Source organism: Stenotrophomonas sp. TEPEL, from assembly GCF_004348785.1.
GTDB lineage: Bacteria > Pseudomonadota > Gammaproteobacteria > Xanthomonadales > Xanthomonadaceae > Stenotrophomonas > Stenotrophomonas indicatrix.
In genome coordinates, this window is sequence record NZ_QQXJ01000001.1 from 3,198,751 (window position 1) to 3,220,820 (window position 22,070).

At 66.9% G+C, this 22,070-nt stretch carries 22 protein-coding genes; 8 read left to right on the forward strand and 14 right to left on the reverse strand.

What is annotated here, in order from left to right; all coding sequences use genetic code 11:
- Nucleotides 1–255: 255 nt before the first annotated feature.
- The 3 genes from TEP_RS14620 to TEP_RS14630 are packed head-to-tail and all read right to left on the reverse strand — an operon-like array spanning nucleotide 256 to nucleotide 2,249.
- A complete protein-coding gene (locus tag TEP_RS14620) occupies nucleotides 256–1,206 on the reverse strand; it encodes an aspartate carbamoyltransferase catalytic subunit (protein WP_025874030.1) in 951 nt (316 codons plus the stop codon).
- Between the two features lie 16 nt (nucleotides 1,207–1,222).
- Complete coding sequence (ruvX, locus tag TEP_RS14625; RefSeq protein WP_025874031.1) at nucleotides 1,223–1,690, reverse strand: Holliday junction resolvase RuvX; 468 nt, start codon at nucleotides 1,688–1,690, stop codon at nucleotides 1,223–1,225.
- A complete protein-coding gene (locus tag TEP_RS14630; protein WP_025874032.1) occupies nucleotides 1,683–2,249 on the reverse strand; it encodes a YqgE/AlgH family protein in 567 nt (188 codons plus the stop codon). Before TEP_RS14630 ends, ruvX begins: the two co-directional genes overlap by 8 nt.
- Nucleotides 2,250–2,438: 189 nt before the next feature.
- On the opposite strand from TEP_RS14630, the gene TEP_RS14635 reads away from it, so the two are divergent.
- Nucleotides 2,439–2,984: a DNA-3-methyladenine glycosylase I gene (locus tag TEP_RS14635; RefSeq protein ID WP_132825760.1), complete on the forward strand. Its 546-nt coding sequence runs from the start codon at nucleotides 2,439–2,441 to the stop codon at nucleotides 2,982–2,984.
- A gap of 74 nt (nucleotides 2,985–3,058) precedes the next feature.
- Here TEP_RS14635 and TEP_RS14640 read toward each other — a convergent pair whose 3' ends face one another.
- Nucleotides 3,059–3,766, reverse strand: a complete 708-nt coding sequence (locus tag TEP_RS14640; protein WP_025874035.1) for a YitT family protein — start codon at nucleotides 3,764–3,766, stop codon at nucleotides 3,059–3,061.
- 334 nt (nucleotides 3,767–4,100) lie between these two features.
- Here TEP_RS14640 and TEP_RS14645 point away from each other — a divergent pair, with 334 nt between their 5' ends.
- A complete protein-coding gene (locus TEP_RS14645) occupies nucleotides 4,101–5,000 on the forward strand; it encodes a LysR family transcriptional regulator (RefSeq protein ID WP_132825761.1) in 900 nt (299 codons plus the stop codon).
- A gap of 129 nt (nucleotides 5,001–5,129) precedes the next feature.
- Here the strand turns inward: TEP_RS14645 and TEP_RS14650 are convergent, their stop codons facing one another.
- The 5 genes from TEP_RS14650 to TEP_RS14670 all read right to left on the reverse strand — a co-directional run bounded on the left by TEP_RS14650 (nucleotide 5,130) and on the right by TEP_RS14670 (nucleotide 9,895).
- Nucleotides 5,130–6,113, reverse strand: coding sequence for an aldo/keto reductase (locus TEP_RS14650; protein ID WP_132825762.1), 984 nt, complete (start codon nucleotides 6,111–6,113; stop codon nucleotides 5,130–5,132).
- A gap of 88 nt (nucleotides 6,114–6,201) precedes the next feature.
- Nucleotides 6,202–6,783: a hypothetical protein gene (locus TEP_RS14655; protein WP_132825763.1), complete on the reverse strand. Its 582-nt coding sequence runs from the start codon at nucleotides 6,781–6,783 to the stop codon at nucleotides 6,202–6,204.
- Nucleotides 6,784–6,890: 107 nt separating this feature from the next.
- Nucleotides 6,891–7,670, reverse strand: coding sequence for a PIN domain-containing protein (locus tag TEP_RS14660; protein WP_206140221.1), 780 nt, complete (start codon nucleotides 7,668–7,670; stop codon nucleotides 6,891–6,893).
- Nucleotides 7,615–8,757: a PilT/PilU family type 4a pilus ATPase gene (locus TEP_RS14665; RefSeq protein ID WP_025874039.1), complete on the reverse strand. Its 1,143-nt coding sequence runs from the start codon at nucleotides 8,755–8,757 to the stop codon at nucleotides 7,615–7,617. The genes TEP_RS14660 and TEP_RS14665 overlap by 56 nt, the downstream gene beginning before the upstream one ends.
- Before the next feature lie 100 nt (nucleotides 8,758–8,857).
- Complete coding sequence (locus tag TEP_RS14670; RefSeq protein ID WP_004147099.1) at nucleotides 8,858–9,895, reverse strand: type IV pilus twitching motility protein PilT; 1,038 nt, start codon at nucleotides 9,893–9,895, stop codon at nucleotides 8,858–8,860.
- 87 nt (nucleotides 9,896–9,982) lie between these two features.
- Here TEP_RS14670 and TEP_RS14675 point away from each other — a divergent pair, with 87 nt between their 5' ends.
- A complete protein-coding gene (locus TEP_RS14675) occupies nucleotides 9,983–10,660 on the forward strand; it encodes a YggS family pyridoxal phosphate-dependent enzyme (protein ID WP_132825765.1) in 678 nt (225 codons plus the stop codon).
- A 16-nt stretch (nucleotides 10,661–10,676) separates the two neighbouring features.
- Nucleotides 10,677–11,498, forward strand: a complete 822-nt coding sequence (gene proC / locus TEP_RS14680; RefSeq protein WP_132825766.1) for a pyrroline-5-carboxylate reductase — start codon at nucleotides 10,677–10,679, stop codon at nucleotides 11,496–11,498.
- Between the two features lie 54 nt (nucleotides 11,499–11,552).
- On the opposite strand, the gene TEP_RS14685 is transcribed toward proC, so the two are convergent.
- Nucleotides 11,553–12,428 carry a LysR family transcriptional regulator gene (locus tag TEP_RS14685; protein ID WP_132825767.1) on the reverse strand — a complete coding sequence of 292 codons (876 nt, stop codon included), beginning with the start codon at nucleotides 12,426–12,428 and terminating at the stop codon, nucleotides 11,553–11,555.
- A 98-nt stretch (nucleotides 12,429–12,526) separates the two neighbouring features.
- Between TEP_RS14685 and TEP_RS14690 the strand changes: the two genes are divergently transcribed.
- A complete protein-coding gene (locus tag TEP_RS14690) occupies nucleotides 12,527–13,129 on the forward strand; it encodes a short chain dehydrogenase (RefSeq protein WP_025874043.1) in 603 nt (200 codons plus the stop codon).
- Nucleotides 13,130–13,166: 37 nt separating this feature from the next.
- On the opposite strand, the gene soxR is transcribed toward TEP_RS14690, so the two are convergent.
- A complete protein-coding gene (soxR, locus tag TEP_RS14695) occupies nucleotides 13,167–13,601 on the reverse strand; it encodes a redox-sensitive transcriptional activator SoxR (protein ID WP_132825768.1) in 435 nt (144 codons plus the stop codon).
- Nucleotides 13,602–13,689: 88 nt separating this feature from the next.
- Between soxR and TEP_RS14700 the strand changes: the two genes are divergently transcribed.
- A complete protein-coding gene (locus tag TEP_RS14700) occupies nucleotides 13,690–15,051 on the forward strand; it encodes an MFS transporter (protein ID WP_132825769.1) in 1,362 nt (453 codons plus the stop codon).
- 20 nt (nucleotides 15,052–15,071) lie between these two features.
- Here the strand turns inward: TEP_RS14700 and TEP_RS14705 are convergent, their stop codons facing one another.
- Together TEP_RS14705 and TEP_RS14710 are read right to left on the reverse strand one after the other, a co-directional pair.
- Nucleotides 15,072–17,114, reverse strand: coding sequence for an alpha/beta hydrolase (locus TEP_RS14705; protein WP_132825770.1), 2,043 nt, complete (start codon nucleotides 17,112–17,114; stop codon nucleotides 15,072–15,074).
- Complete coding sequence (locus tag TEP_RS14710; protein ID WP_132826552.1) at nucleotides 17,111–18,088, reverse strand: DUF4105 domain-containing protein; 978 nt, start codon at nucleotides 18,086–18,088, stop codon at nucleotides 17,111–17,113. The genes TEP_RS14705 and TEP_RS14710 overlap by 4 nt, the downstream gene beginning before the upstream one ends.
- Before the next feature lie 163 nt (nucleotides 18,089–18,251).
- On the opposite strand from TEP_RS14710, the gene TEP_RS14715 reads away from it, so the two are divergent.
- Nucleotides 18,252–18,656 carry a GFA family protein gene (locus TEP_RS14715; protein ID WP_025874047.1) on the forward strand — a complete coding sequence of 135 codons (405 nt, stop codon included), beginning with the start codon at nucleotides 18,252–18,254 and terminating at the stop codon, nucleotides 18,654–18,656.
- A gap of 449 nt (nucleotides 18,657–19,105) precedes the next feature.
- On the opposite strand, the gene TEP_RS14720 is transcribed toward TEP_RS14715, so the two are convergent.
- Nucleotides 19,106–20,620 (reverse strand): MFS transporter, encoded by a 1,515-nt coding sequence (locus tag TEP_RS14720; RefSeq protein ID WP_132825771.1) that lies wholly within the window; start codon nucleotides 20,618–20,620, stop codon nucleotides 19,106–19,108.
- Nucleotides 20,621–20,726: 106 nt separating this feature from the next.
- Here TEP_RS14720 and TEP_RS14725 point away from each other — a divergent pair, with 106 nt between their 5' ends.
- On the forward strand, nucleotides 20,727–21,623 hold the full coding sequence (locus TEP_RS14725) for a LysR substrate-binding domain-containing protein (protein ID WP_132825772.1): 897 nt from the start codon (nucleotides 20,727–20,729) through the stop codon (nucleotides 21,621–21,623).
- Nucleotides 21,624–22,070: the final 447 nt, after the last annotated feature.

Consider the following 22,070-nt stretch of genomic DNA (forward strand, 5'->3'; position numbering starts at 1 on the left):
ACCAACCAAGGTTGGTACCCACCGAAGCAGCAATCCGGCAACGGAAGGTCAGTACCAACCAAGGTTGGTACCCACTGAAGCAGCAATCCGGCAACGGAAGGTCAGTACCAACCAAGGTTGGTACCCACCGAAGCAGCAATCCGGCAACGGAAGGTCAGTACCAACCAAGGTTGGTACCCACCGAAGCAGCAATCCGGCAACGGAAGGTCAGTACCAACCAGGGTTGGCACCCACCAACGCAGCAATCGGAGGCAATCAACCCAGCAGGGTTTCCAGCACGGCCATGCGTACGGCGACGCCGTTGGCGACCTGGCGCAGCACCCACGACTGCGGGCCGTCGGCCACTTCGTCGGTCACTTCCACGCCGCGGTTGATCGGGCCCGGGTGCAGCACGGCGGCATCCTTCCCGGCGCGGGCCAGGCGTGCGGTGTTCAGGCCGTACTGTGCGTGGTACTGCTCCAGCGACGGCACCAGGCCTTCTTCCATGCGCTCGCGCTGCAGGCGCAACATCATCAGCGCGTCGACGCCTTCCAGCATCGCGTCGAAATCATCACCGACCACGCAGCCCTTGAGTGTGTCGTCGTCGGGCAGCAGCGACTGCGGGCCGCATACGCGGATCTCGCCCACGCCCAGCGTGCGCAGGGCATGCAGGTCGGTGCGGGCGACGCGCGAGTGCTTGACGTCACCGACAATCACCACCTTCATCTTCGAGAAGTCCGGGCCCTTGGCCTGGCGCAGGGTCAGCATGTCCAGCAGGCCCTGGGTCGGGTGCGAGCTGCGGCCGTCGCCGGCATTGACCAGCGCGGTGCCCTCGCCCGCCACGGCAGCCAGCGCCGCCACGGCGCCGTCATCGGGGTGGCGCACGACGAAACCACGCACGCCCATCGCTTCCAGGTTCTTCAGCGTGTCGCAGGCGGTTTCGCCCTTGCGCGTGGACGAGGTGGAGGCGTCGAAGTTCAGCACGTCCGCACCCAGCCGCTGCGCCGCCAGATGGAACGAGCTGCGGGTACGGGTGGAGGGTTCGAAGAACAACGTGCACACCGCCGATCCGCCCAGCACGTGGCGCTTGTTGCCGACACGGCCGACCGCGGCATCGCGGATCTGGCCAGCGCGGTCGAGCAGTTGCACCAGGGTGTCGCGGGGAAGACCTTCAAGCGTCAACAGGTGGCGCAGGCGGCCGGAGTCATCGAGTTGCTGGGCGGTCATGGCGGGGTTCGTATCGTCAGGGAATGGGAATGGCGTCGTCCGGCGACGACAACCAGCGGTCGATGATCACCGCCGCGGCCACGGCATCGAGCGCAGCCGCGTCGCGGCGACGCTTGCGCCCTTCGGCGCGCTCGACGGCGAAACGACGGGCGGCCTCGACCGAGCTGGAACGCTCGTCGATCATCACCACCGGCAGCTTGAAACGTTCCCGCAGCTGGCGGGCAAAGCCCTGCGCGCGCTTGCGGTTGGGCTGGTCCTGGCCGTCCAGGGTCAGCGGATCGCCGACAACCAGGCCATCGGGCTTCCATTCCTTGAGCAGGCGTTCGATCGCCGCCCAGTCGGGGCCATTGCCGTGCACATCGACCACGGCCACCGCGCGTGCATGCGCGGCGAAGGCACTGCCGATCGCCACGCCGATCCGGCGCGAGCCGACATCGAAACCGAGTACGGTGCCATCGCGACGGATGAGGGCCGGCTCAGACATGGCCGCTGTAATCGGTCAGCCGGAACAGATCGACGCCAATGCGCGACGCGGCGCCCTGCCAGCGTTGTTCCAGCGGCAGCTGGAACACCAGTTCGGCATCGGCCGGCACGGTCAGCCAGCTGTTTTCGGACAGTTCGCTTTCCAGCTGGCCGGCACTCCAGCCCGCGCAGCCCAGGGTGACCACGGCATTGGCCGGGCCTTCGCCACGCGCCATCGCCTCGAGGATGTCACGCGAGGTGGTCAGGTACAGGCCGTCACCGACGACGAGGCTGGAATCCCACGCGCGGGCGTCGTCATGGATGACGAAGCCACGCTCGGGATGCACCGGTCCGCCATTGAGCACCGGGCGCGCCTGCAGGACGCCATCGCCGGTAGCGATATCCATCTGCGCAAGCACTTCGCCCAGGGTGTACTCGGACGGCTGGTTGACCAGCACCCCCATTGCCCCGTTCTCGTCGTGCTGGCAGATCAGCGCGACGGTGCGGGCGAAGGTGGCGTCGATCAGCGACGGCAGCGCCACGAGCAGGTGATTGGCGAGGGAAGTCGGCGTTACTGGCATGGGCGCCATTCTAACCGCTGCGACCGGGTGCGGGCGCGAAGGGATGGGCTAGGATGGGCTGCTTGGATGGACGATGAAGCGAAGCAGGAGGACGTGCCGATGCCCTTGTCCACCCGCAGCATGAGCGCTGGGTGACACGGCGGCCGACTTCCCCCACTCCCGCACCAACGGCAGGATGAAAGAGAGAAAATGAGCGGATACTGCCGCATTGCCCCGGGCCATCCGGTGCACGAGTACTACCACGCCAATGAATATGGCTTCCCGCAGCGCGATGAGCGTGAACTGTTCGAGCGCCTGCTGCTGGAGATCAACCAGGCCGGCCTGAGCTGGGAAACCATCCTGAAGAAGCGCGAGGGATTCCGCGCGGCCTATGACGGTTTCGACGTTGATCGGGTGGCGGCCTACGCCGAGCAGGACATCGAGCGCCTGCTGTCGGACCCGGGCATCATCCGCAACCGCTTGAAGGTGCTGGCGGCGATCCACAACGCGCAGGTGATCCAGCAGCTGCGTCAGAGCCACGACAGCTTCGCCGCCTGGCTGGACGCACACCATCCGCGCAGCAAGGCCGACTGGGTGAAGCTGTTCAAGAAGACCTTCCGCTTCACCGGTGGCGAGATCACCGGCGAGTTCCTGATGAGCCTGGGCTACCTGCCGGGCGCGCATGCCGAGGACTGCCCGGTGCATGCAACGCTGCTGAAGGTGGCACCGCCGTGGGTACAGGCAGCGCGCGGCTGATGCGCATCCGCCGGGCATGGCCCGGCGCTGCCGGGGCGGGTGGCGCCTGGGCGGGCGATCCGCCGAATGCGCAATCAGACGCCCATGTAGCGGCCCGGGCGGTGGTTGAACATCAGCACCAGGCTGAGCACCACCGCACCGATGGCCGAGTACATCACTTTGGACGGCGACAGCACGAAGAACGCGGCCACCATCAGGCACGCATCGAAGGACATCTGCACCTTGCCGGCGCTCCAGCCGCGGGTGCGCTGCAGGTACACCGCCAGGATGCCGATGCCGCCGAGGCTGGCGCGGTGGCGGATGAAGAACAGGATGCCCAGGCCGGACAGCGCGCCCCCGACCAGCGCCGAGTACAGCGGCGCGATATGCGAAAAGTCCGCCCAGCGCGGCAGGATGTCGGTGAGCAGGCCGCAGGCAGTGACCGCTGCGAACGTCTTCAGGGTGAATTCCCAGCCCATGCGGCGCACGGCCACCCAGTAGAACGGCAGGTTGACCAGCACGAACACCAGGCCGAAGTTCCAGCCCATCGAATAATGCAGCAGGAAGGCCATGCCGGCCATGCCGCCGATCATCAGACCGCCCTTGGCGAAGATCGCCAGGCCCAGTGACGCCACGAGCATGGCCAGCACCATGCCCTGCACGTCCTCGGCGACCGAGTGGCGCAGCGCCTTCTCATCGGCGGGGGTGCCGGCAACATCGGGCGGCGGGGTCAGCGGGCCAGCGGTAACCAGGTGGCCGTCAGCGTCGTCGCACGGCGCCGGGCCATGGGATTGGAGGGACATACAGGTGGGGGCACTACGGGTGGGGAGCGGTATTAGACACGATCTGCATGACAGTTGTAGATGAAATCGTTCAGTTGGGGATGCCGGCGAACGGCGCCGTCCTTCGTGGCCGGGCGGCGTAATGCCTCCGAATCTGGCCGTGGGCGGCATGGATGCCGCGGACAAGCCTCCATGGATGGATTCACGGCGTCCCCCGNAACCGGGCCCACCCCGCCATCCCAGCAGGAAACCAGCTGTTGCTTCGGCTGTTGCTGTTGCTGTTGCGGTTGCGGTTGCCGGCCCGCGGCCGGCATTGCCGCAGGCGCCGGGCGCAGCCCGGCCGTATCATCCCCTCATGCCGCGTGAAAACCTCAACGACCTGCAAGCCTTCGTCCACGTCGCCCGCGAAGGCAGCTTCACCAAGGCCGCTGCCCAGCTGGGCGTCTCGCAATCCGCCCTCAGCCACGCCATGCGCGGGCTGGAAGAGCGACTGGGCGTGCGCCTGCTGACCCGCACCACCCGCAGCGTCGCCACCACCGAGGCCGGTGCCCGCCTGCTGGAAACCCTGGCCCCGCGCCTGGCCGAGATCGAAGACGAACTGGCCGCGCTGGCCGAGTACCGCGAGCGCCCTGCAGGCACCATCCGCATCAACGCCACCGGCCACGCCGCCGAATACCTGGCCTGGCCCCGGCTGGCGCCGCTGCTGCAGCAGTACCCGGACCTGAAGGTCGAGCTGACCACCGATTACGGCCTGGCCGACATCGTCGCCGAGCGCTACGACATCGGCATCCGTCTCGGTGAGCGCCTGGCACGCGACATGGTGGCGCTGCCGATCAGTCCGCCGCTGCGCATGCGCGTGGTGGGCGCACCGTCGTACTTCCGCCAGCACGTGACGCCGGCGCATCCGCATGATCTGGCCGCGCACAACTGCATCACCCTGCGCCTGCCCACCCATGGCGGCTTGATGCCGTGGGATTTCGGTCAGGATGGCAACGAGCTCAGCATCCGCGTCTCTGGTCAGTGGACCTTCAACACCATGGGCATGACGCGGGCTGCGGCGCTGGCCGGCAGCGGACTGGCCTGGCTGCCCGAAGACCAGGTGCAGGCGGCCCTGCTGGAAGGCCGCCTGCAATCAACACTGGATGACTGGTGCCCGCACTTCGATGGCTACTACGCGTATTACCCGTCACGCCGGCACGTCACCGTGGCGATGCGTACGGTGCTTGATGCGCTGCGCGGACCGATGGTGGGGTGAGGCGTGCGGACCAACGGTCCGCACCCACCACAGGACGAGAGTCCGCACCCACCACAGATCGAAAGTCCGCGCCCACCAAAGATCGAAAGACCACACCCAGCACAGGACGAGAGTCCGCCCCCACTGCGATCAGCCCTTGGCTTGCGCTGCGCGCTGCGCGTTGTAGCGCTCGCCGACGATGGCGATCTCCTGCAGCGTCTGCGCGATGCGCTCCAGCTCGGCGGGAGACAGCTGCAGGTCGGCGGCGGCAAGGTTCTCTTCCAGGCGATGGATCCTGGTCGTACCCGGAATCGGCACGATCCACGGTGCCTGCGCCAGCAGCCAGGCCAGCGCGACCTGTGCCGGGGTGGCACCCCGCGCCGCCGCGATCGTGGTGATGCGGTCAACCAGCGCTTGATTGGCGCGACGCGCTTCCACTTCGAAGCGTGGCACGGTGTTGCGGAAATCGTTGTCGGCGAAGGTGGTGTCGGCGTTGATCGCGCCAGTCAGAAAGCCGCGACCGAGCGGGCTGAACGGCACGAAGCCGATGCCGAGTTCCTGCAGCGCCGGCAGCAGTTCGCGTTCCGGTTCGCGCCACCACAGCGAGTACTCGCTCTGCACTGCGGCCACCGGTTGCACGGCATGCGCGCGGCGCACCGTGGCGGCGCTGGCTTCGGACAAGCCGAAGTGGCGCACCTTGCCCTCGGCGATCAGGTCACGCACGGTGCCGGCCACATCCTCGATCGGCACGTTCGGATCCACGCGGTGCTGGTAGAACAGGTCGATGTAGTCGGTGCGCAGGCGCTTGAGGCTGGCTTCGGCCACGGCACGGATGTTCTGCGGACGACTGTCCAGGCCGGTGTCGACCTGTGCGTTCCTGAAGCCGAACTTGGTGGCGATCACCAGCTTGTCGCGGTGCGGTGCCAGCGCCCTGCCGAGCAGGTCTTCGTTGGTATACGGTCCGTAGACTTCGGCGGTGTCGAAGAAGGTCACGCCGCGCTCGACCGCCGCGTGCAGCAGGGCGATGCCCTGGCTCTGCTCGACGGCGGGACCGTAGCCGTGGCTCAGGCCCATGCAGCCCAGGCCCAGGGCGGAGACTTTCAGGCCGCTGCGGCCAAGTTCACGTGTCTGCATCGTCGTGCTCCAGTAGGGGAGCGATGACGATACGCCTGCAGGGGCAGCGGATTGAACGACCTGGATGGCAGTCGGTCATGACTGGATTTCATGAATCCACTTCACCCATCACAATCGCCAGGATCGCCAGCAACAGCAGCGCGACGCCAGGTAGCAGCACGAGCACCTGCCAGACGCCGAAGCGGTCCATGCGCCGCATGTCCACCTTCTCGTCCAGATGGTAGCGGCGCAGCAGGCTGTTGACCGGCAGCAGCGGCACAAAGGTGCACAACGAAAGCAGCGCGCCGCCATGGGGCAGCCGACCGGCGAAATTGAGCAGGAAGAACAGCGCCCCCAGCAGACCTGGCGCAAAGGCCAGCTGCCGGCGGCGCGACTGCGCGATATCACGCAGATCGCTGAAGCAGAAAAATGCCCAGATCGGTGAGAACAGCGCGCGCGCCCATGGCCACTGGTTGCCGTCGGTTTCGCGCTTGATGGCGCGCCAGTTCTGCCAGAACCAGTACAGCGGATACAGGCCCAGCGTGGCCAGCGACAGCGCGGCGATCTTCATCGTCGGCGGCGAGTAATACACCGCTTGGTTGGATGTGGCGAAGCTGCCCTGCGTGGTCGGCAGCAGCGGCGGACGCGCAGGCGTTGCCGCCGGCGCACGATACGGATCGTGCATTTCCATATGCGAACCTCATGTTGTCACGCCGGCAGGGTGCCGGCTCCCCCTGTCCCGCGAGCGCGGTGACCGCGCGACTATCGCAGAGCCGGCAGGGGCGGCGCCAGTGCCGCTCAGGCGCGCATGGCCGCCACCTGGTAACAGACCTTGTTGCCCTCCAGCACGATCCACTTCCTTTGCTGCAGTTGCTGCACCAGCGCGTTGACTTCAGCCGCAGGCAGGGCCTTCTGGAAGAGGTTGTTGATGGAGTTGTGCAGTGCCGCCTTTGAACCGGGCCTTGCCTTGTCCTGCCGCACCAGCCAGTCGCGCAGATGCACCAACCGAGCATCCGGCGGCATGGCTTTCGCTGCAGGCGATGCAGCGGCAGCAGCCTTCTGCCGCGCGGAGCGGAACATCGGCAGATCGGCCACGGAGGTACAGCGGCCCGCCTGCAGGCCACGCGACCTCAGGTGTGCCACCAACGGATCGAAACCGGTGTCCTTGGAAATGATGTGAAAGAACACCTTGGGATCGGTGGCCGCCATTTCGCCGATATAGAACGCGATGTGGAAATCCAGCGCGTTGGGGCCGCTGCCATGGCAGCGTATGTAACGACCCTGGCTGCCCAATGCCTGCATGGCCTCGGCTACATCCATGCTGATGCGTGCCTGCGATGCACCGACGAATACCAGAACCGTGAACCCCGGCGCGGCCAGCTCCTTCAGGGAAGGCGGCTGGACGTTCTCGAAATCAATCAATACCACGTTGCGGGCCGACGGCATATCCATATGCACTCCCCTGTAGTGCTCGCCATGGCACAGTCCCCCGCATGCCGGGGACCGGCCATGTACGCGGTGATCAACGGACCTCTGAAATCTCCACGCCATCCAGCCCCTGCGACAGGGTGCGGGCATCGCCGCCCTGGCTGAGCTTGATGCGCAGGCGCACTTCGTTCTGCGAATCGGCGTAGCGCAGTGCGTCCTCGTAGCTGATCTCACCGGCCTGGTACAGTTCGAACAGGCTCTGGTCGAAGGTCTTCATGCCCAGCTGGACCGATTCCTTCATCAGCTCCTTCAGCTTGTGGATCTCGCCGTCGCGGATGTAGTCCTGCACCAGCGGCGTGCCCAGCAGGATCTCCATCGCGACCTTGCGCGAGCGGCCATCCGGCGAAGGGATCAACTGCTGCGCGACCACGCCCTTGAGGTTCAGCGACAGATCCATCAGCAGCTGGTTGCGGCGATCTTCCGGGAAGAAGTTGACGATGCGGTCCATCGCCTGGTTGGCGTTGTTGGCATGCAGCGTGCACAGCACCAGGTGACCGGTTTCAGCGAAGGCGATGGCATGGTCCATGCCCTCGCGGGTACGCACTTCGCCGATCATGATCACATCCGGCGCCTGGCGCAGGGTGTTCTTCAGCGCGGCTTCCCAGCTGTCGGTATCGATGCCGACTTCGCGCTGGGTGATGATGCAGCCCTCGTGCTTGTGCACGAATTCGATCGGATCTTCGATGGTGATGATGTGCCCGGTCGAGTTCTGGTTGCGATAACCGATCATCGCTGCCAGCGAGGTTGATTTACCGGTACCGGTAGCGCCGACGAACAGGATGATGCCGCGCTTGGTCATCGCCAGCGTCTTGATGATCGGCGGCAGGCTCAACTCTTCCACGGTGGGAATGCGCGTCTCGATGCGACGCAGCACCATGCCGACCTGGTTACGCTGGTAGAAGCAGCTCACGCGGAAGCGGCCGACGCCGGACAGGCCGATGGCGAAGTTGCATTCGTGGGTCTTTTCGAATTCCTCGCGCTGCGCCGGCGTCATCACGTTCAGCACCAGGTCGCGGCTCTGCTGCGGCGTCAGTGGCGTCTGGGTGATCGGCGAGATCTTGCCGTTGACCTTGATCGCCGGCGGCATGCCGGCGGTGATGAACAGGTCCGAGGCGCGCTGGTGCGCCATCAGCTTGAGGAACGAGGTGAAATCGATGGTGGTCGCGGTGGTGTTCACGGCGGGCTCCCAATGGGGCATGTACCAGGAATCGGTCGGTGGAGGAAACAGCGCGGGGCCGGCGACGTGTTCGCGCGCCCTGCCCCGCCATTGCCTCGCCTTACTCGAACAGACGCTTGTCCTTGGCGTATTCGCGGGCCTGGTTGCGGGTGATCAGGCTGCGCTTGACCAGGTCCTGCAGGTGCTGGTCCAGGGTCATCATGCCGTACTGCTGGCCGGTCTGGATGGCCGAATACATCTGCGCCACCTTGTCCTCGCGGATCAGGTTGCGGATGGCCGGGGTGCCGACCATGATTTCCCAGGCGGCGGTACGACCGCCACCGACCTTCTTCAGCAGCGCCTGCGAAATGACCGCGCGCAGCGATTCGGACAGCATCGAGCGCACCATCGGCTTTTCGCCGGCCGGGAACACGTCGATGATGCGGTCGATGGTCTTGGCCGCCGAACTGGTGTGCAGGGTGCCGAACACCAGGTGGCCGGTTTCCGCGGCGGTCAGCGCCAGGCGGATGGTTTCCAGGTCACGCAGTTCGCCGACCAGGATGATGTCCGGGTCCTCACGCAGTGCCGAACGCAGCGCTTCATTGAAGCCGTGCGTATCGCGGTGCACCTCGCGCTGGTTGATCAGGCACTTCTGCGAGGTGTGCACGAATTCGATCGGATCCTCGACGGTGAGGATATGGCCGTATTCGTTCTTGTTGATGTAGTCGATCATCGCCGCCAGCGTGGTCGACTTGCCCGAACCGGTCGGGCCGGTCACCAGGATCAGGCCCTGCGGCTGCTGGATCACCTCGCGGAACAGCGGCGGGCAGGCCAGGTCTTCCAGGGTCAGCACTTCGGACGGAATGGTACGGAACACCGCACCGGCGCCACGGTTCTGGTTGAACGCATTGACACGGAAGCGCGCCAGCGACGGGATCTCGAAGGAAAAATCGACTTCGAGGAACTCCTCGTAATCGCGGCGCTGCTTGTCGGACATGATGTCGTACACCAGCGCGTGGACCTGCTTGTGGTCCAGGGCTGGAATGTTGATCCGGCGAACATCACCGTCCACGCGGATCATCGGCGGCAGGCCTGCGGACAGATGCAGGTCGGACGCTTTGTTCTTTACGGAAAACGCCAACAGCTCGGCGATATCCATGAGCGGCTACTCCCCAATAACGGCTTCGACTGGAAGGATCTTTCCCCGGGCGGCAGTATAGCCTCCTGATTGAACGGAACGCGTTACGTGGCCACTCCCCTGCCCCAGATCCTGAGCAACCTGCACAACGCCGCCGCTGCCGCCGGGCGGCCACCGCCGCGCCTGCTGGCGGTGTCCAAGACCCAGCCGGCCGAGGCCGTGGCTGCGCTTGCCGCGCAGGGCCAGACCGCGTTCGGCGAAAACTACGTGCAGGAAGCGCTGGCCAAGATGCAGGAACTGCAGCCCCTGGGCCTGGAATGGCACCTGATCGGCCACCTGCAGTCGAACAAGGCCGAACCGGTGGCCACGCACTTCGACTGGGTGCAGAGCGTGGACCGGCCCAAGCTGGTCGCCGCGCTGGCCCGCTACCGCCCCGCTGAACGCGGCCCGCTGAACGTACTCATCCAGGTCAACATCGATGACGAGTCGAGCAAGCACGGCTGCGCGCCGGACGACGTGGACGCGCTGGCGGCAACCATCGCCGCCGAGCCGAACCTGCGCCTGCGCGGCCTGATGGCGATTCCTGCGCCGTGGCCCGACGCCGGGCGCCGGCGCGACGCGTTCGTGCGCATGCGCACACTTTTCCAGGCGCTGGCCGCCGCTCATCCCCAGGTGGACACCCTGTCGATGGGCATGAGCAGCGACTACGCTGAAGCGATCGCCGAAGGTGCCACCCTGGTCCGCATCGGTACCGCCCTGTTCGGCGCGCGTCCGCGCCCGGCCTGATTCCAAGGAGATTCCCATGGCAGCTGATTCCATCACCTTCATCGGCGGCGGCAACATGGCCCGCAGCCTGATTGCCGGCCTGATCCGGCAGGGCGTGCCGGCCACCCACATCCACGTGGCCGAACCGGTGGCCGAACTGCGCGAAACGCTGGCTGCCGATTTCGGCGTGCAGACCCACGACAACGCGGCCGCTGCGGCGGCGCAGGGCAACACGTGGCTGCTGGCGGTGAAACCGCAGGTGCTGCGCGAGGTCTGCCAGTCACTGCAGATGTTGGCGCAGGCACAGGAGCCGTTGGTGATCTCGATCGCCGCCGGCATCACCAGCCCGCAGCTGCAGCGCTGGTTGGGTGGCACGCTGCCGGTGGTGCGCGCGATGCCCAACACCCCGGCCCTGCTCGGCGCCGGGGTCACCGGCCTGTATGCCACGCCAGCGGTGGATGCGCAGCAGCATGCGCAGGCCGAACGCGTGCTGGCCAGCGCGGGACGCACGGTGTGGATCGACGACGAAGCGCAGATGGATTCGGTCACCGCCGTATCCGGCAGTGGCCCGGCCTATGTGTTCCTGCTGGCCGAAGCGATGGAAGCGGCCGGCATCGCACAAGGCCTGCCTGCAGACGCGGCGCGCACGCTGGTGGTGCAGACGCTGCTGGGCGCCTCGCGCATGCTGGACGAAGCCGGCGAAAGCCCGGCCGAACTGCGGCGCCGGGTGACCTCACCCAACGGCACCACGCAGGCGGCGATCGAGAGCTTCCAGGCCGGCGGGTTTGAAGCGTTGGTGGAGAAGGCACTGCGAGCCGCGCAGGTGCGTGGGCAGGAACTGTCTGCGGCCAATGACTGAAACAGGTGTGCCGACCAACGGTCGGCACCCAACGCCATCCACGCATGCGTGGATCTACGTGCCCAGCCTGGCCATGACGAAATCAACGAAACACTGCAGCCGCGGTCGGGGGCGACGGTCGGGCAGGTAGATCAGGTGCATCGGCCGTGGCTCGGGCAGATGGTCGCGCAGCAGTGGCTTCAATCGTCCCGCTGCGATTTCGCCGGCAAGCAGCGCGGTCGGCTGCAGCACCAGGCCCGCGCCCGCCACGGCTGCTTCGCGGAGCGCGTAACCGTCATTGCTGGTCAACCGCGCTTCCCAATCGACCTGTTCGCCATTGGCCAGCTGCCAACCGTGACCGCCGCGCCAGGCCAGGTGGCTCAGGCAATCATGTCCTTCAAGATCGGCAGGCGTACGCGGCGTACCACGGCGGCGCAGGTACGACGGTGATGCACACAGACTCATCGCATACGGCGGCAGCGGCCGCGCCACCAGTTCCTGCGACGGCAGCGGACCGACGCGGATGGCTGCATCGAAGCCATCCTCGATCAGGTCGATGCGGCGATTGCTCAGGTCCAGCTCGATGTTCAGCAGCGGCTGTGCCCGCAGCAGCTCGTTCAACACGGGAGCCAGCACGCAGCTGCCCCAGGTGGTCGGCGCACTGACCCGCAACAGCCCGCGTGGCTGCACCTGCAGCCCGGCCACGTCCGCCTCGGCCTGCTGCACCTGTTCCAGCACCTGCCGGCACCCGGCCAGATAGGCGATGCCGGCTTCGGTCAGGCGTTGGCGACGGGTGTTCCGCTGCAGCAGCGCGGTGCCCAGGTGCGTTTCCAGCTGCTGGATGTACTTGCCGACCATCACCGCCGAGACCTGCAGGTGGCTGGCGGCGGCGGAAAAACTACCGTGCTCGGCCACGGCGACGAAGGCCTGCATGCAGCGCAAGGTATCCATTGCAAACCCATGGTTAGGAATATGCGAATCATACGCCGCTTACCAAACCAACCGGTGACGGCGCAGACTGCGTCCATCCCCCCTCGCAAGGAGCTGTCATGAAGATTCTTCTCGTCGGTGCCAGCGGCACCCTCGGCCAGGCGGTCGCCCGCCACCTGGGCCAGCAGCACGACATCCTCGCTGCCGGGCGCCACAGCGGCAGCCTGCGCGTGGACCTTACCGACGACGCCAGCGTGCGCGAGCTGTTCGCGCAGACCGGCCCGGTCGATGCGGTGATCTCCACCACCGGCAAGCTGCATTTCGGCCCGCTGCAGCAGATGACACCCGAACAGTTCAACGTCGGCCTGCAGGACAAGCTGCTCGGCCAGGTACGCCTTGCACTGGCCGCGCAGCACCATCTCAACGCTGGCGGCTCGATCACCCTGACCAGCGGCATCGTCAGCGCGCAGCCGATCCGCGATGGCGCCAACGCCACCGCCGTCAACCATGCGCTGGAAGGTTTCGTGCGGGCGGCGGCGCTGGAACTGCTGCCGCGCGGGCTGCGCATCAACGTGGTCAGCCCTAACGTGCTGGTGGAATCGATGGAAGCCTACGGCCCCTACTTCCCCGGCTTCGAAGCGGTGACCGCACAGCGTGCGGCGCTGGCCTTCCAGCGCGCGGTGGAAGGCATCCAGAGCGGCGAAACCATCACCGTCTGGTAAAGAGCGTGCCGACCAGGGTCGGCACCCACCCGCACGGTCAGCCCCAGCGCATCGGGCCGTCGCCGCGCTCGCCGAGCACGTCTTCCGGGTTGGCCAGGCGGCAGCGCTTCAGTGACAGGCAACCGCAGCCGATGCAGCCGGTCAGCTCGTCGCGCAGCAGCTGCAGCATGTGGATGCGTTCCTCCAGCTCCACCTGCCAGCGTGCCGACAGCTTGGCCCAGTCGGCTTTGGTCGGGGTGCGCCCCTGCGGCAGGCTCTCGAACGCACGCGCCACCGCTTCCAGCGGCATGCCCACGCGTTGCGCCACGCGGATCACCGCCAGCCGGCGCAGCACGTCGCGGGCGTAGCGGCGCTGGTTACCCGATGTGCGCAGGCTGCTGATCAACCCCTTGCGCTCGTAGAAATGCAGCGCAGAGATGGCCACGCCACTGCGACGGGCGACATCGCCGACGCTCATGTCCTGTGCCAGCATCTATTGACCTCAACTTTGGTTGAGGTGGCATGCTGCTACCATCGCCGCCAGATGACAAGCGCGGCCCGTCCGCCCCCGCAGGAACCCGATGCCCTCCCCCGCTGCCACGGCCGATCCGGTCGATTCCTCCATCCTGTCCGCGCGCTACCGCGCCACCACCCTGGGCATGGTCGCTCTGGTCTCGCTGCATGCCTTCGAGGCACTGGCGGTGGCCGCAGCAATGCCGACCGTGGCCGAGGCACTGGACGGCCTGCGCCTGTATGCGCTGGCCTTCGGCGGCACCTTGGCCACCAGCGTGATCGGCATGACCCTGGCCGGCCGCTGGGCCGACCGCCACGGCCCCGCACGCCCGCTGTGGTGGGGCCTGGCCTGCTTCGTGCTGGGCCTGCTGCTGGCGGGCTTCGCCCTGCGCATGGGCATGCTGGTGGCCGGACGCCTGCTGCAGGGCCTGGGCGCAGGCGCCATTTCCGTATCGTTGTACGTGATGGTCGGCCGCACCTATCCCGAGCATCTGCGGCCGAAGGTCTTCGCCGCATTCTCTGCTGGTTGGGTGGTGCCGTCGATGATCGGCCCGGCGCTGAGCGGTGTGATCGTGCAGCATCTTGGCTGGCGCTGGGTGTTCCTGGCGGTGCCGCTGCTGGCGATACCGGCCGGCCTGCTGCTGCGACCGGCGCTGGCGCGCATGCAGGCTGCACCCACAGATGTTGCCGATGATGGCCGCGGCAACATCGTGCGCTGGGCCAGCGGCGCCTCCCTGGCTGCCCTGCTGCTGTATCTGGGCGGGCAACAACAGGGCGTACCGGCACTGCTGTGCATCGGCGTTGCGATGCTGGCGCTGCTGTTCTGCGTGCATCGCCTGCTGCCCGCCGGCACCCTGCGCCTGCGCCGTGGCCTGCCCAGCGTGATCGCATTGCGTGGTGTGGCCGCTGCCGCGTTCTTCGCCTGCGAGGCCTACCTGCCCCTGCTGCTGCAGCGCGAGCGTGGGCTGTCACCCAGCTGGGCCGGTGCCGTGCTGAGCCTGGGCGCGCTGGGCTGGTTCACCGGCTCGTGGCTGCAGGGTCACCAGCAGCGCGGCTGGTCGCGGCAGCAACTGCTGCGCGTGGGCACACCGCTGATGACCGTGGGCATTGCCGCGACGCTGGCGGTGCTGTTCACTGCGGTGCCACTGCCGGTCGCCCTGGTCGGCTGGACACTGACCGGCTTCGGCATGGGCATGATCTACGCCAGCCTGTCGGTGCTGACGCTGTCACTGTCACCACCACACGAACAGGGTGCGAACACCTCGGCCCTGCAGTTGAGCGAAGCACTGTCGGTGACCACCGCACTGGCGGTATCCGGCGCGCTGTTCGCACTGTTCGTGGAAAGCGCCCCGCATACCGGTTACATCCTGTGCCTGGCCATCACCCTGGGCCTGGCGGTGTTCGCCACGGTGATCGCACGTCGCGTGTAGACGCTCCGGAGAGCGTCCCGTTACGGCCTGGCCACCGTACCTACTTCATCGATGTCCTGGTGCAGGATGCGGCGCACTTCCAGCACCGCCTGCGGCGTCTCCTGCACGCTGTGGCCGGAGATGATCACTTTCTCCGACAACGCACCCGGCAGGTGCGAGCTCCAGTACGGCACCAGCCCATCGTCGGATTTCTCCACCGGCAGTTCCGGTTTGCGCTGGGCGATGATCGAGTGGTACTTCAGGCCCGGCGTGATCTGCAGCTGCGCAGCGGCTTTCACGAACGGGTCGCTGGCCTTGAGGTTGTCGATGCTGTTGGGAATCTTCGGCTTGGCCGTGCCATCGGCCTGCTGCTCGGCCTGTGCCAGTGCCAGAAACACATCCTCGAACTTGCCGAGGATGGTCAGCGGCAGGCGCACCAGGCGGCCGATCAGGCGGCCAACCTTGTTGCCGGCGATGTCCGTGCCCTGGTGCGGGGCGGCGATGAAGATCGCACGCTCCACGTTCGGTTCGGCCTTGAAGTGCAGCAGCGGACCCAGCTTGGACTGCACCCGCTTCAGGCGCTCGCCCTTCAGGTTGTAGTTGGCGAGCAGATCGTTCCACAGTACATCGCCGGAATCGCTGACCAGCAGGCGCGCCAGCACGCCACCCATGCTGTGGCCGATGTAGACCATGTCCTTCGAGGCGCGCGTGCTGCCGTTGGGGTCGAAGTGCTGCAACGTGTCGTTGAAAGCGTTGGCTATCTCATAGCGGTTCAGCGCGATCGGCGCATTGGTCGGGTAGTACACCTGCCACACCTGGAACTGCTGGCGCAGTTCGGGGTCACCCATGATCTCATTGGCCAGGTTCACCCACGCTTCCGGGCTGCTGCCCAGGCCATGCAGCATGAAGATGATGCGGCGGTTCGGGTCCCACGGCTGCATCAGGTAGATGTGCGGCTCGCCGATGCCCTCGCTCATGCCGAACAGGGTACGCAGCGACTGCGTGGCGAACCCGCTCTGCGCCAGCCACAGACCGTAGGCAGCGGTGAAGTTGCCCGCCAGCGGCACCTCTTCGCCATGCAGGGTGATGCGCTCGGTGGCCTCGGGCGAATAGCCATCCAGCAGCACCTGGCGGGTGCGCATCACGTCTTCCAGCGTGTTGCCTTCAAAACGCAGCAATGCCGTGACGTTGATCGAGGACATCTCGCTGTACTCGGGCACCGAATCATCGTGCTGGTGGCGGCGCCCGCGGCGGACGCCCTCCTCCTGCTCGTCCTTGGTGGCCTGCGCCTGTGCCGTTTCGGCCTTGGCCCCTTCGGCAGCGACGGCAGGCACCACCAGCTTCGGCGGGTCCATCACCATCACCAGCTCGGCGCCGAAACCATCGCGGCGATAGGTGCTGCGCATGCCGACGAAGCTGACGGTACCGGCCGGCACCAGCTGCTTGGGGATGCTCTTCAATGAAAGGCGCTGGAAATCGGAAGCCAGCGTCCAGCTGCCCGCCGACACCGGCTTGGTGTAGTCCTCGCCGGCCAATGCTGCGGCACGGGCACGCGCGAACAACACCACGGCGGCCTTCTCGGCAGCATAGTTGTAGTAATCGCGTACCTGCGTCTGCCGATCCTCGAACGCGCGATCGGAGGGCGAGCGCCCGCTGTAGAACAGATAGGCATAGCCATAGCGCGCCGCCTCCAGCCAGGCATCCAGCGCTGCATCGCTCATCGGCGGTTCGTTGGCCGCCTGCTTCTTCGGCGTCAATGCCAGAGCGGCCTTCACCCACAGCTCGGACAGCGTCGACAACCGCTGCTCGACGTTGAGGTCATCGGTCATCAACAGCGTGCTGCGGCAGACCAGGAAATCCTTCTCGCACTGTGATTCGTCCAGCCCGGCCGCACTCAGCGTCTCGCGCGAGGCAGGGCTGAGCTTGCCGGTGTTGAGCACATCGGCGCGCTTGTTGACCAGGTAATCGCTGGACGCCACCTGCTTGACGGTGACCATCGCGCAGCCGCTGCCGCCCAGCAGCAGGAAGGCAGCCAACAACGCCGGCAGCGCGCGCTGCCAGCGGGACAGGATCATCTGGGTCATTGCTGCGGGTCCTGCTCGGTGCCGGGGATGCCCTGGCGGATCACGGTGGAGAAATCATCGTCGCGTGCCATCTTCAACGCGCGCTCGGTGATGCGGCCCTTGGCATGCAGTTCGGCGTACGGCACGCCAGGCGTGAGCGCGCCCACCTCCTGCGCGTACTCGGCCAGGTAGCCCGAGGCCAGCAACCGGTAGTCCAGCGGCAGGCGCGGGGCGATATGCCGCGCCAGGTCGAAGACAATCGTGGTGCAGTTGCTGGTCAGCGTGTTGTAGAAGCCGGGCGTGGCATCAAGCTGGCGCGCCTGGTCGATGTAGGCAGCAAACAGGGTCTTGAGCTGGTTGCGGTCCATGCCGTGCAGGCGGTACAGGTAGACATCCTCGCCGCGCGCGTTGGTGCGGGTGCGGATGATGTCGGTTTCTTCGGACGCGACCAGCGTCATCTCGAACTTGCGGAAGAAGCCGCCCAGTGCGGAGAACGATTCACCACGCTCCTTGCGGATTTCCAGCGAGAACACCAGGTGGCGGCCGTCCTCGAATCCGAACGAGACCAGGGTGTGGGCGATCGCCGGACCCATCCAGTACGACAGCACCAGATCGCCCGAACGCAGCTGGTCCAGGTCGTAGCTGCGGCGCACCCAGCGCGCGTCGTAGTCGGTCTCGGTGCGCCAGGTGAAATCGCGCACGTTGTCCAGCACCACGTGGCGGCCGTCGAAGGATTCCACGTGCAGGCGCTGCGCCACGTCATCGGCCCAGTCGCGGTCCTGGCGCGGGGTCAGCAGCAGCCACCACAGCCCCGCCAGCGCCAGAACGCTGGCAAAGGCCGCCCACAGCCGGCGCGTGCCACGGCCGCGCGCCACCTGCCACGCCGCCCAGGCGGCGGCCAGCAGCCACAGCATCGCCGCGGTCATGCCCAGCCAGCCCGGCCCGGGCGTCTGGTAGGTCAGCAGACCGGCCACCCACAGCGCCAGCAGCACCATCACACATCCTGTCATCCATCGTCCTGCGGCTTTCACTGGCATCCTGTCGGGGTCCCGGGGCGGCATAGTTAGCCACAAGCCGCCTCACGGCGACATCCACGACGGTTCAGGCTGGCCCCGGCGGGCGCATACTGGCGTCCACCAAGGTATACAGGGAGCGAGGATGGGCATTACCACCGTGGCCGGCGTCGCCGTGCAGGCGCAGCACCGGGCCAGCTGTCATTGTGGCACCGTCGAGCTGCTGCTGGACCTGCCCGAGGGCATCGTCGACCCGCGCCGCTGCGACTGTTCGATGTGCCGGCGCCGCGGCGCCATCGCCGCCAGCGTGGCCGAAGACGGGCTGCATATCGTGCGCGGCCAGGCCCATCTGCGCCTGTACCAGTTCAACACGCACGTGGCCGAGCACTACTTCTGCGACGTCTGTGGCATCTACACGCACCACCGCCGCCGCTCCAACCCGGACCAGTACGGCTACAACGTGGCCTGCCTGGAAGGCATCGATCCGTTCGCGCTGGGAACCGTTCCGGTCAGCGACGGGGTGAACCACCCCTCTGATCGCACCGGTTAGTGGCGGCTGCGCCGCGGCGGCGGCGCCACCTTCTGCCACGGGGCCATGCTGGCCCGGCCGACGCGCAACGGACGCTTCAACGGCGTTCGGCGCGCGGGCAGGTCCGCTGCAGGCGGCAGCGTCGCGGCGGGCAGCGCAGGGCGTGAGGGCCAGAGTCGGTCAAGCAACCACATGGCAGGTCTCCGTGGGGGACGGGGACGATCAACCCTACCGATGCCCGGGCCAAGACCGGGTGATGGCGTTGCGGCAGGCAGGTGACAGCCAGGCACATTCCCCATGGGTCGGCCGCATGCCTCACCTCGCCGCGGCTTTCGCGTGCAACGAAGCTGACGTCAGCTGCAGCAACGTGGCACTGGAAGTGGGCGGACACCTGAACGACAAGCTGCCACGCCGCGCGGCGCCTTCGGCGATTGTTTTCGCCGGCTGCCCGCGCGTGGTCACCGGCACCATCAGCTATCGGTTCCGGGCACGGCGATGGCCGGCGGCCGCCGCAGCAGCATATGCAGCAGCAGGGCACTGCCGACGGTCAGCGCCGACAACACGTGCAGCAGCTGCGCCAGCGCCTCGCCGCTGGCGCGCTGCAACTGCAGCGCCGTTGACCCAGGCAGCAGCGACTGGGCCGAATGCAGCGCACCGGTAGCGAGGTAAACCGCGGCCTTGGCCAGTGCCGGAGCGTATGCGCCCGGCAGGCGTTGGCCGATGAGCGTCGCCAGCAATGCGGTCACCGCAGCAAGTGCGATGCCCTCGCCCGCTACCCGCACCGTGCCGAAGATTCCCGCCGCCATGCCTGCGCGTTGCACCGGCACTACGCTGACCGACAACCCGTCCATCAAGCCCCACGGCAGTGCGGTGCCGGTACCGATCAGCACCAGCAGCGGAACCCATTGCGCCGGCAACGGATGTGCCGCCTGCCGCGACAGCAGATACAACCCCAACGCGCAGAGCAGCAACCCCGCCACACACAGACGCGTGCTTCCCAGCCGGCTGGCCCAGCGCGCAGCCAGCAGTGGCAGCACCAGCATCGGCGCGGACAGCGCCAGCATCTGCACGCCGACGGTGGTGACGCTCTGGCCATGCACGCCCAGCAACTGCAACGGCAGGACCACCAGCAGCACCACGTAGCCAAAGCAGGTTGCCATCGGCAGCAGCTGCACACCGACGAATGCCCGCTGTGCGAACAGCGAAAGATCCAGCAACGGCGACGGCTGCCTGCGCTCGATCAGCACGAACGATGCCGCCAGCAGCACGGTCGCCAGCGATGCCCATTGCACCCGCGCTGCGTGCAGGCCGAATTCGCCCAGCCACAACAGCGCCAGGGTCAGCATGCTCAGCGTCAGGCTGAAAGCCAGCATGCCCGGCACGTCCAGCGGCCCTGCCTGCCCGCGGCTCTCCGGCAACACGCGGGCCGCCAGCGTGCACGCCAGCAGAGCCAGTACACCTGCGGCGGCAAACACGCTTCGCCAGCCCAACGCCTCAAGCAGCACGCCTGCCAGCAGTGGCCCCAGCGCCAGGCCGGCGCCGAAGGTCGTGCCCAAAAGGGCAAACACGCGCGTGCGCGCCTGGCCTTGCCACGCCTGCGCCAACGCGGCGCTGCCCGATGCCAATGCCGCCGCAGCGCACACGCCTTGCAGCCCGCGCGCCAGGTCCAGCCAGAACAGATCCGGCGCCATGCAGACGAATATCGTCGCCAACGCGAAGCCGCCGCTGCCCAGCAGGAACAGGCGGCGCCGCCCATAGCGGTCCGTCAGCCCACCTGCCGCCAACAGCAAGCTGCCGAAACCGAGCATGAAGGCATTGGTCACCCAAGCCAGCGAAGCGGGCGAACTGGCCAACTGGATGGCCAACACCGGCACCGCGACAGCGCCGGCCGCGAACGACAATGGCAGCGCGAGCGCGGCCAGACACACCGACAACAAGGCCCAGCGCCGTTGCACGGAGTGGGAATCAGTCAGAAAACGGGCCATCGCGGCCTCCTGCAAACGGGGCCATTGATGATGAACTGGCCGCGATCCTGGAAAAACAGGCTCAACGGCGTTTGATTGCAGCCAGATGTTCCGCAATCATTCCGCCATGGACTCCATTTCCGCACTGCTGGCTTTCGTCCGCACCGCCGAGGCCGGCAGCATTGTCGGTGCGGCCCGGGTGCTGGGCTTGTCCGCCTCCGCAGTGGGCAAACGGATTGCCCGCCTGGAGCAGGACCTGGGCACACGACTGTTCCACCGCACCACGCGCCGCATGCACCTCACCGACGAAGGCGACCTGCTGCTGCAGCGCTGCCGCCGGGCACTGGAGGAACTGTCCGAGGCCCAGGCGGATCTTGCGCAACGCCAACTCGCTCCCCGCGGCCTGCTGCGGATCGGCCTGCCCACCATCGGCTACCGTTTTCTGCTGCCGGTGCTGCCCGGCTTCCAGCAGCGCTACCCGCAGGTGCAGTTGGAACTTGATTTCAATGACCGCCTCGTGGATGTAGTCAGCGAAGGGCTGGATGCGGTGATACGCAGCGGTGAACTGGCCGATTCCAGCCTGATGTCGCGTCGCCTCGGCAGCTTCCACTTCGTGCTGTGCGCAGCGCCGATGTACCTGCGAACACACGGCGAGCCTCAGTCGCTGCCGGAACTGCATTCACTGCAGGCGCTGCGTTTCCGCTTCCCGACCACCGGCACGCTGCAGCCCTGGAGCCTGCCCGGCGTCGATGGCGACGCTGGCGCCGTTCTGGCTACGGCAATGACCTGCAACAACATGGAAGCGCTGCTGGCCGCTGCGATCGGTGCCATGGGCGTTGCCTGGATGCCTGATTTCCTGGCGGCCGAAGCACTGGCCGATGGCCGGCTGCAGCAGGTGCTGCCGATGCTGGACAGGCAGCTCGGGCAATTCTCACTGCTGTGGCCGGGCAATCGCCACCCCAGCGCGCGCCTGCGGGTGTTCATCGATTACATGGCCGAACATCTGTTCTCCCGCCGCTGTTGAGCAGAAAGATGCACCGCCCGCCGCCGGTCCCCATGCGCAGCGCGCGTTGCCACCCCCGAGGCAAGCGCCACCAGCGCATTCGTGGCTGAGCACGAACAGGCGGCGGGCGATGCGGGTTGGCGTACCGGACAACTCTGGGACTGACCGGCGGATCATTGTGATCCCCGCACATCGCCCACCACGGACAGCGGGTCACGAGATCCGCAGGCGCCATCCGTGCGCCTGCCGATCTCGTGCCAGAGTTGATTATGGGACGCCAATCCCAGCCGGCCGATGATGGCCGGCGGGGACATGCTGATTGCTGTCGCCGAGGCGGTATGTAGGGGTTGTCCGTGCCCGCGCCTCAGGCTTGCCGCAGGTGCGATTTCCAAGGGCAGAACTGCAGGCCGAGTCACACTCCGCAGGCATGCACGTCGCGGATCAGCGTGCCGCCACTGCACGCAGTAC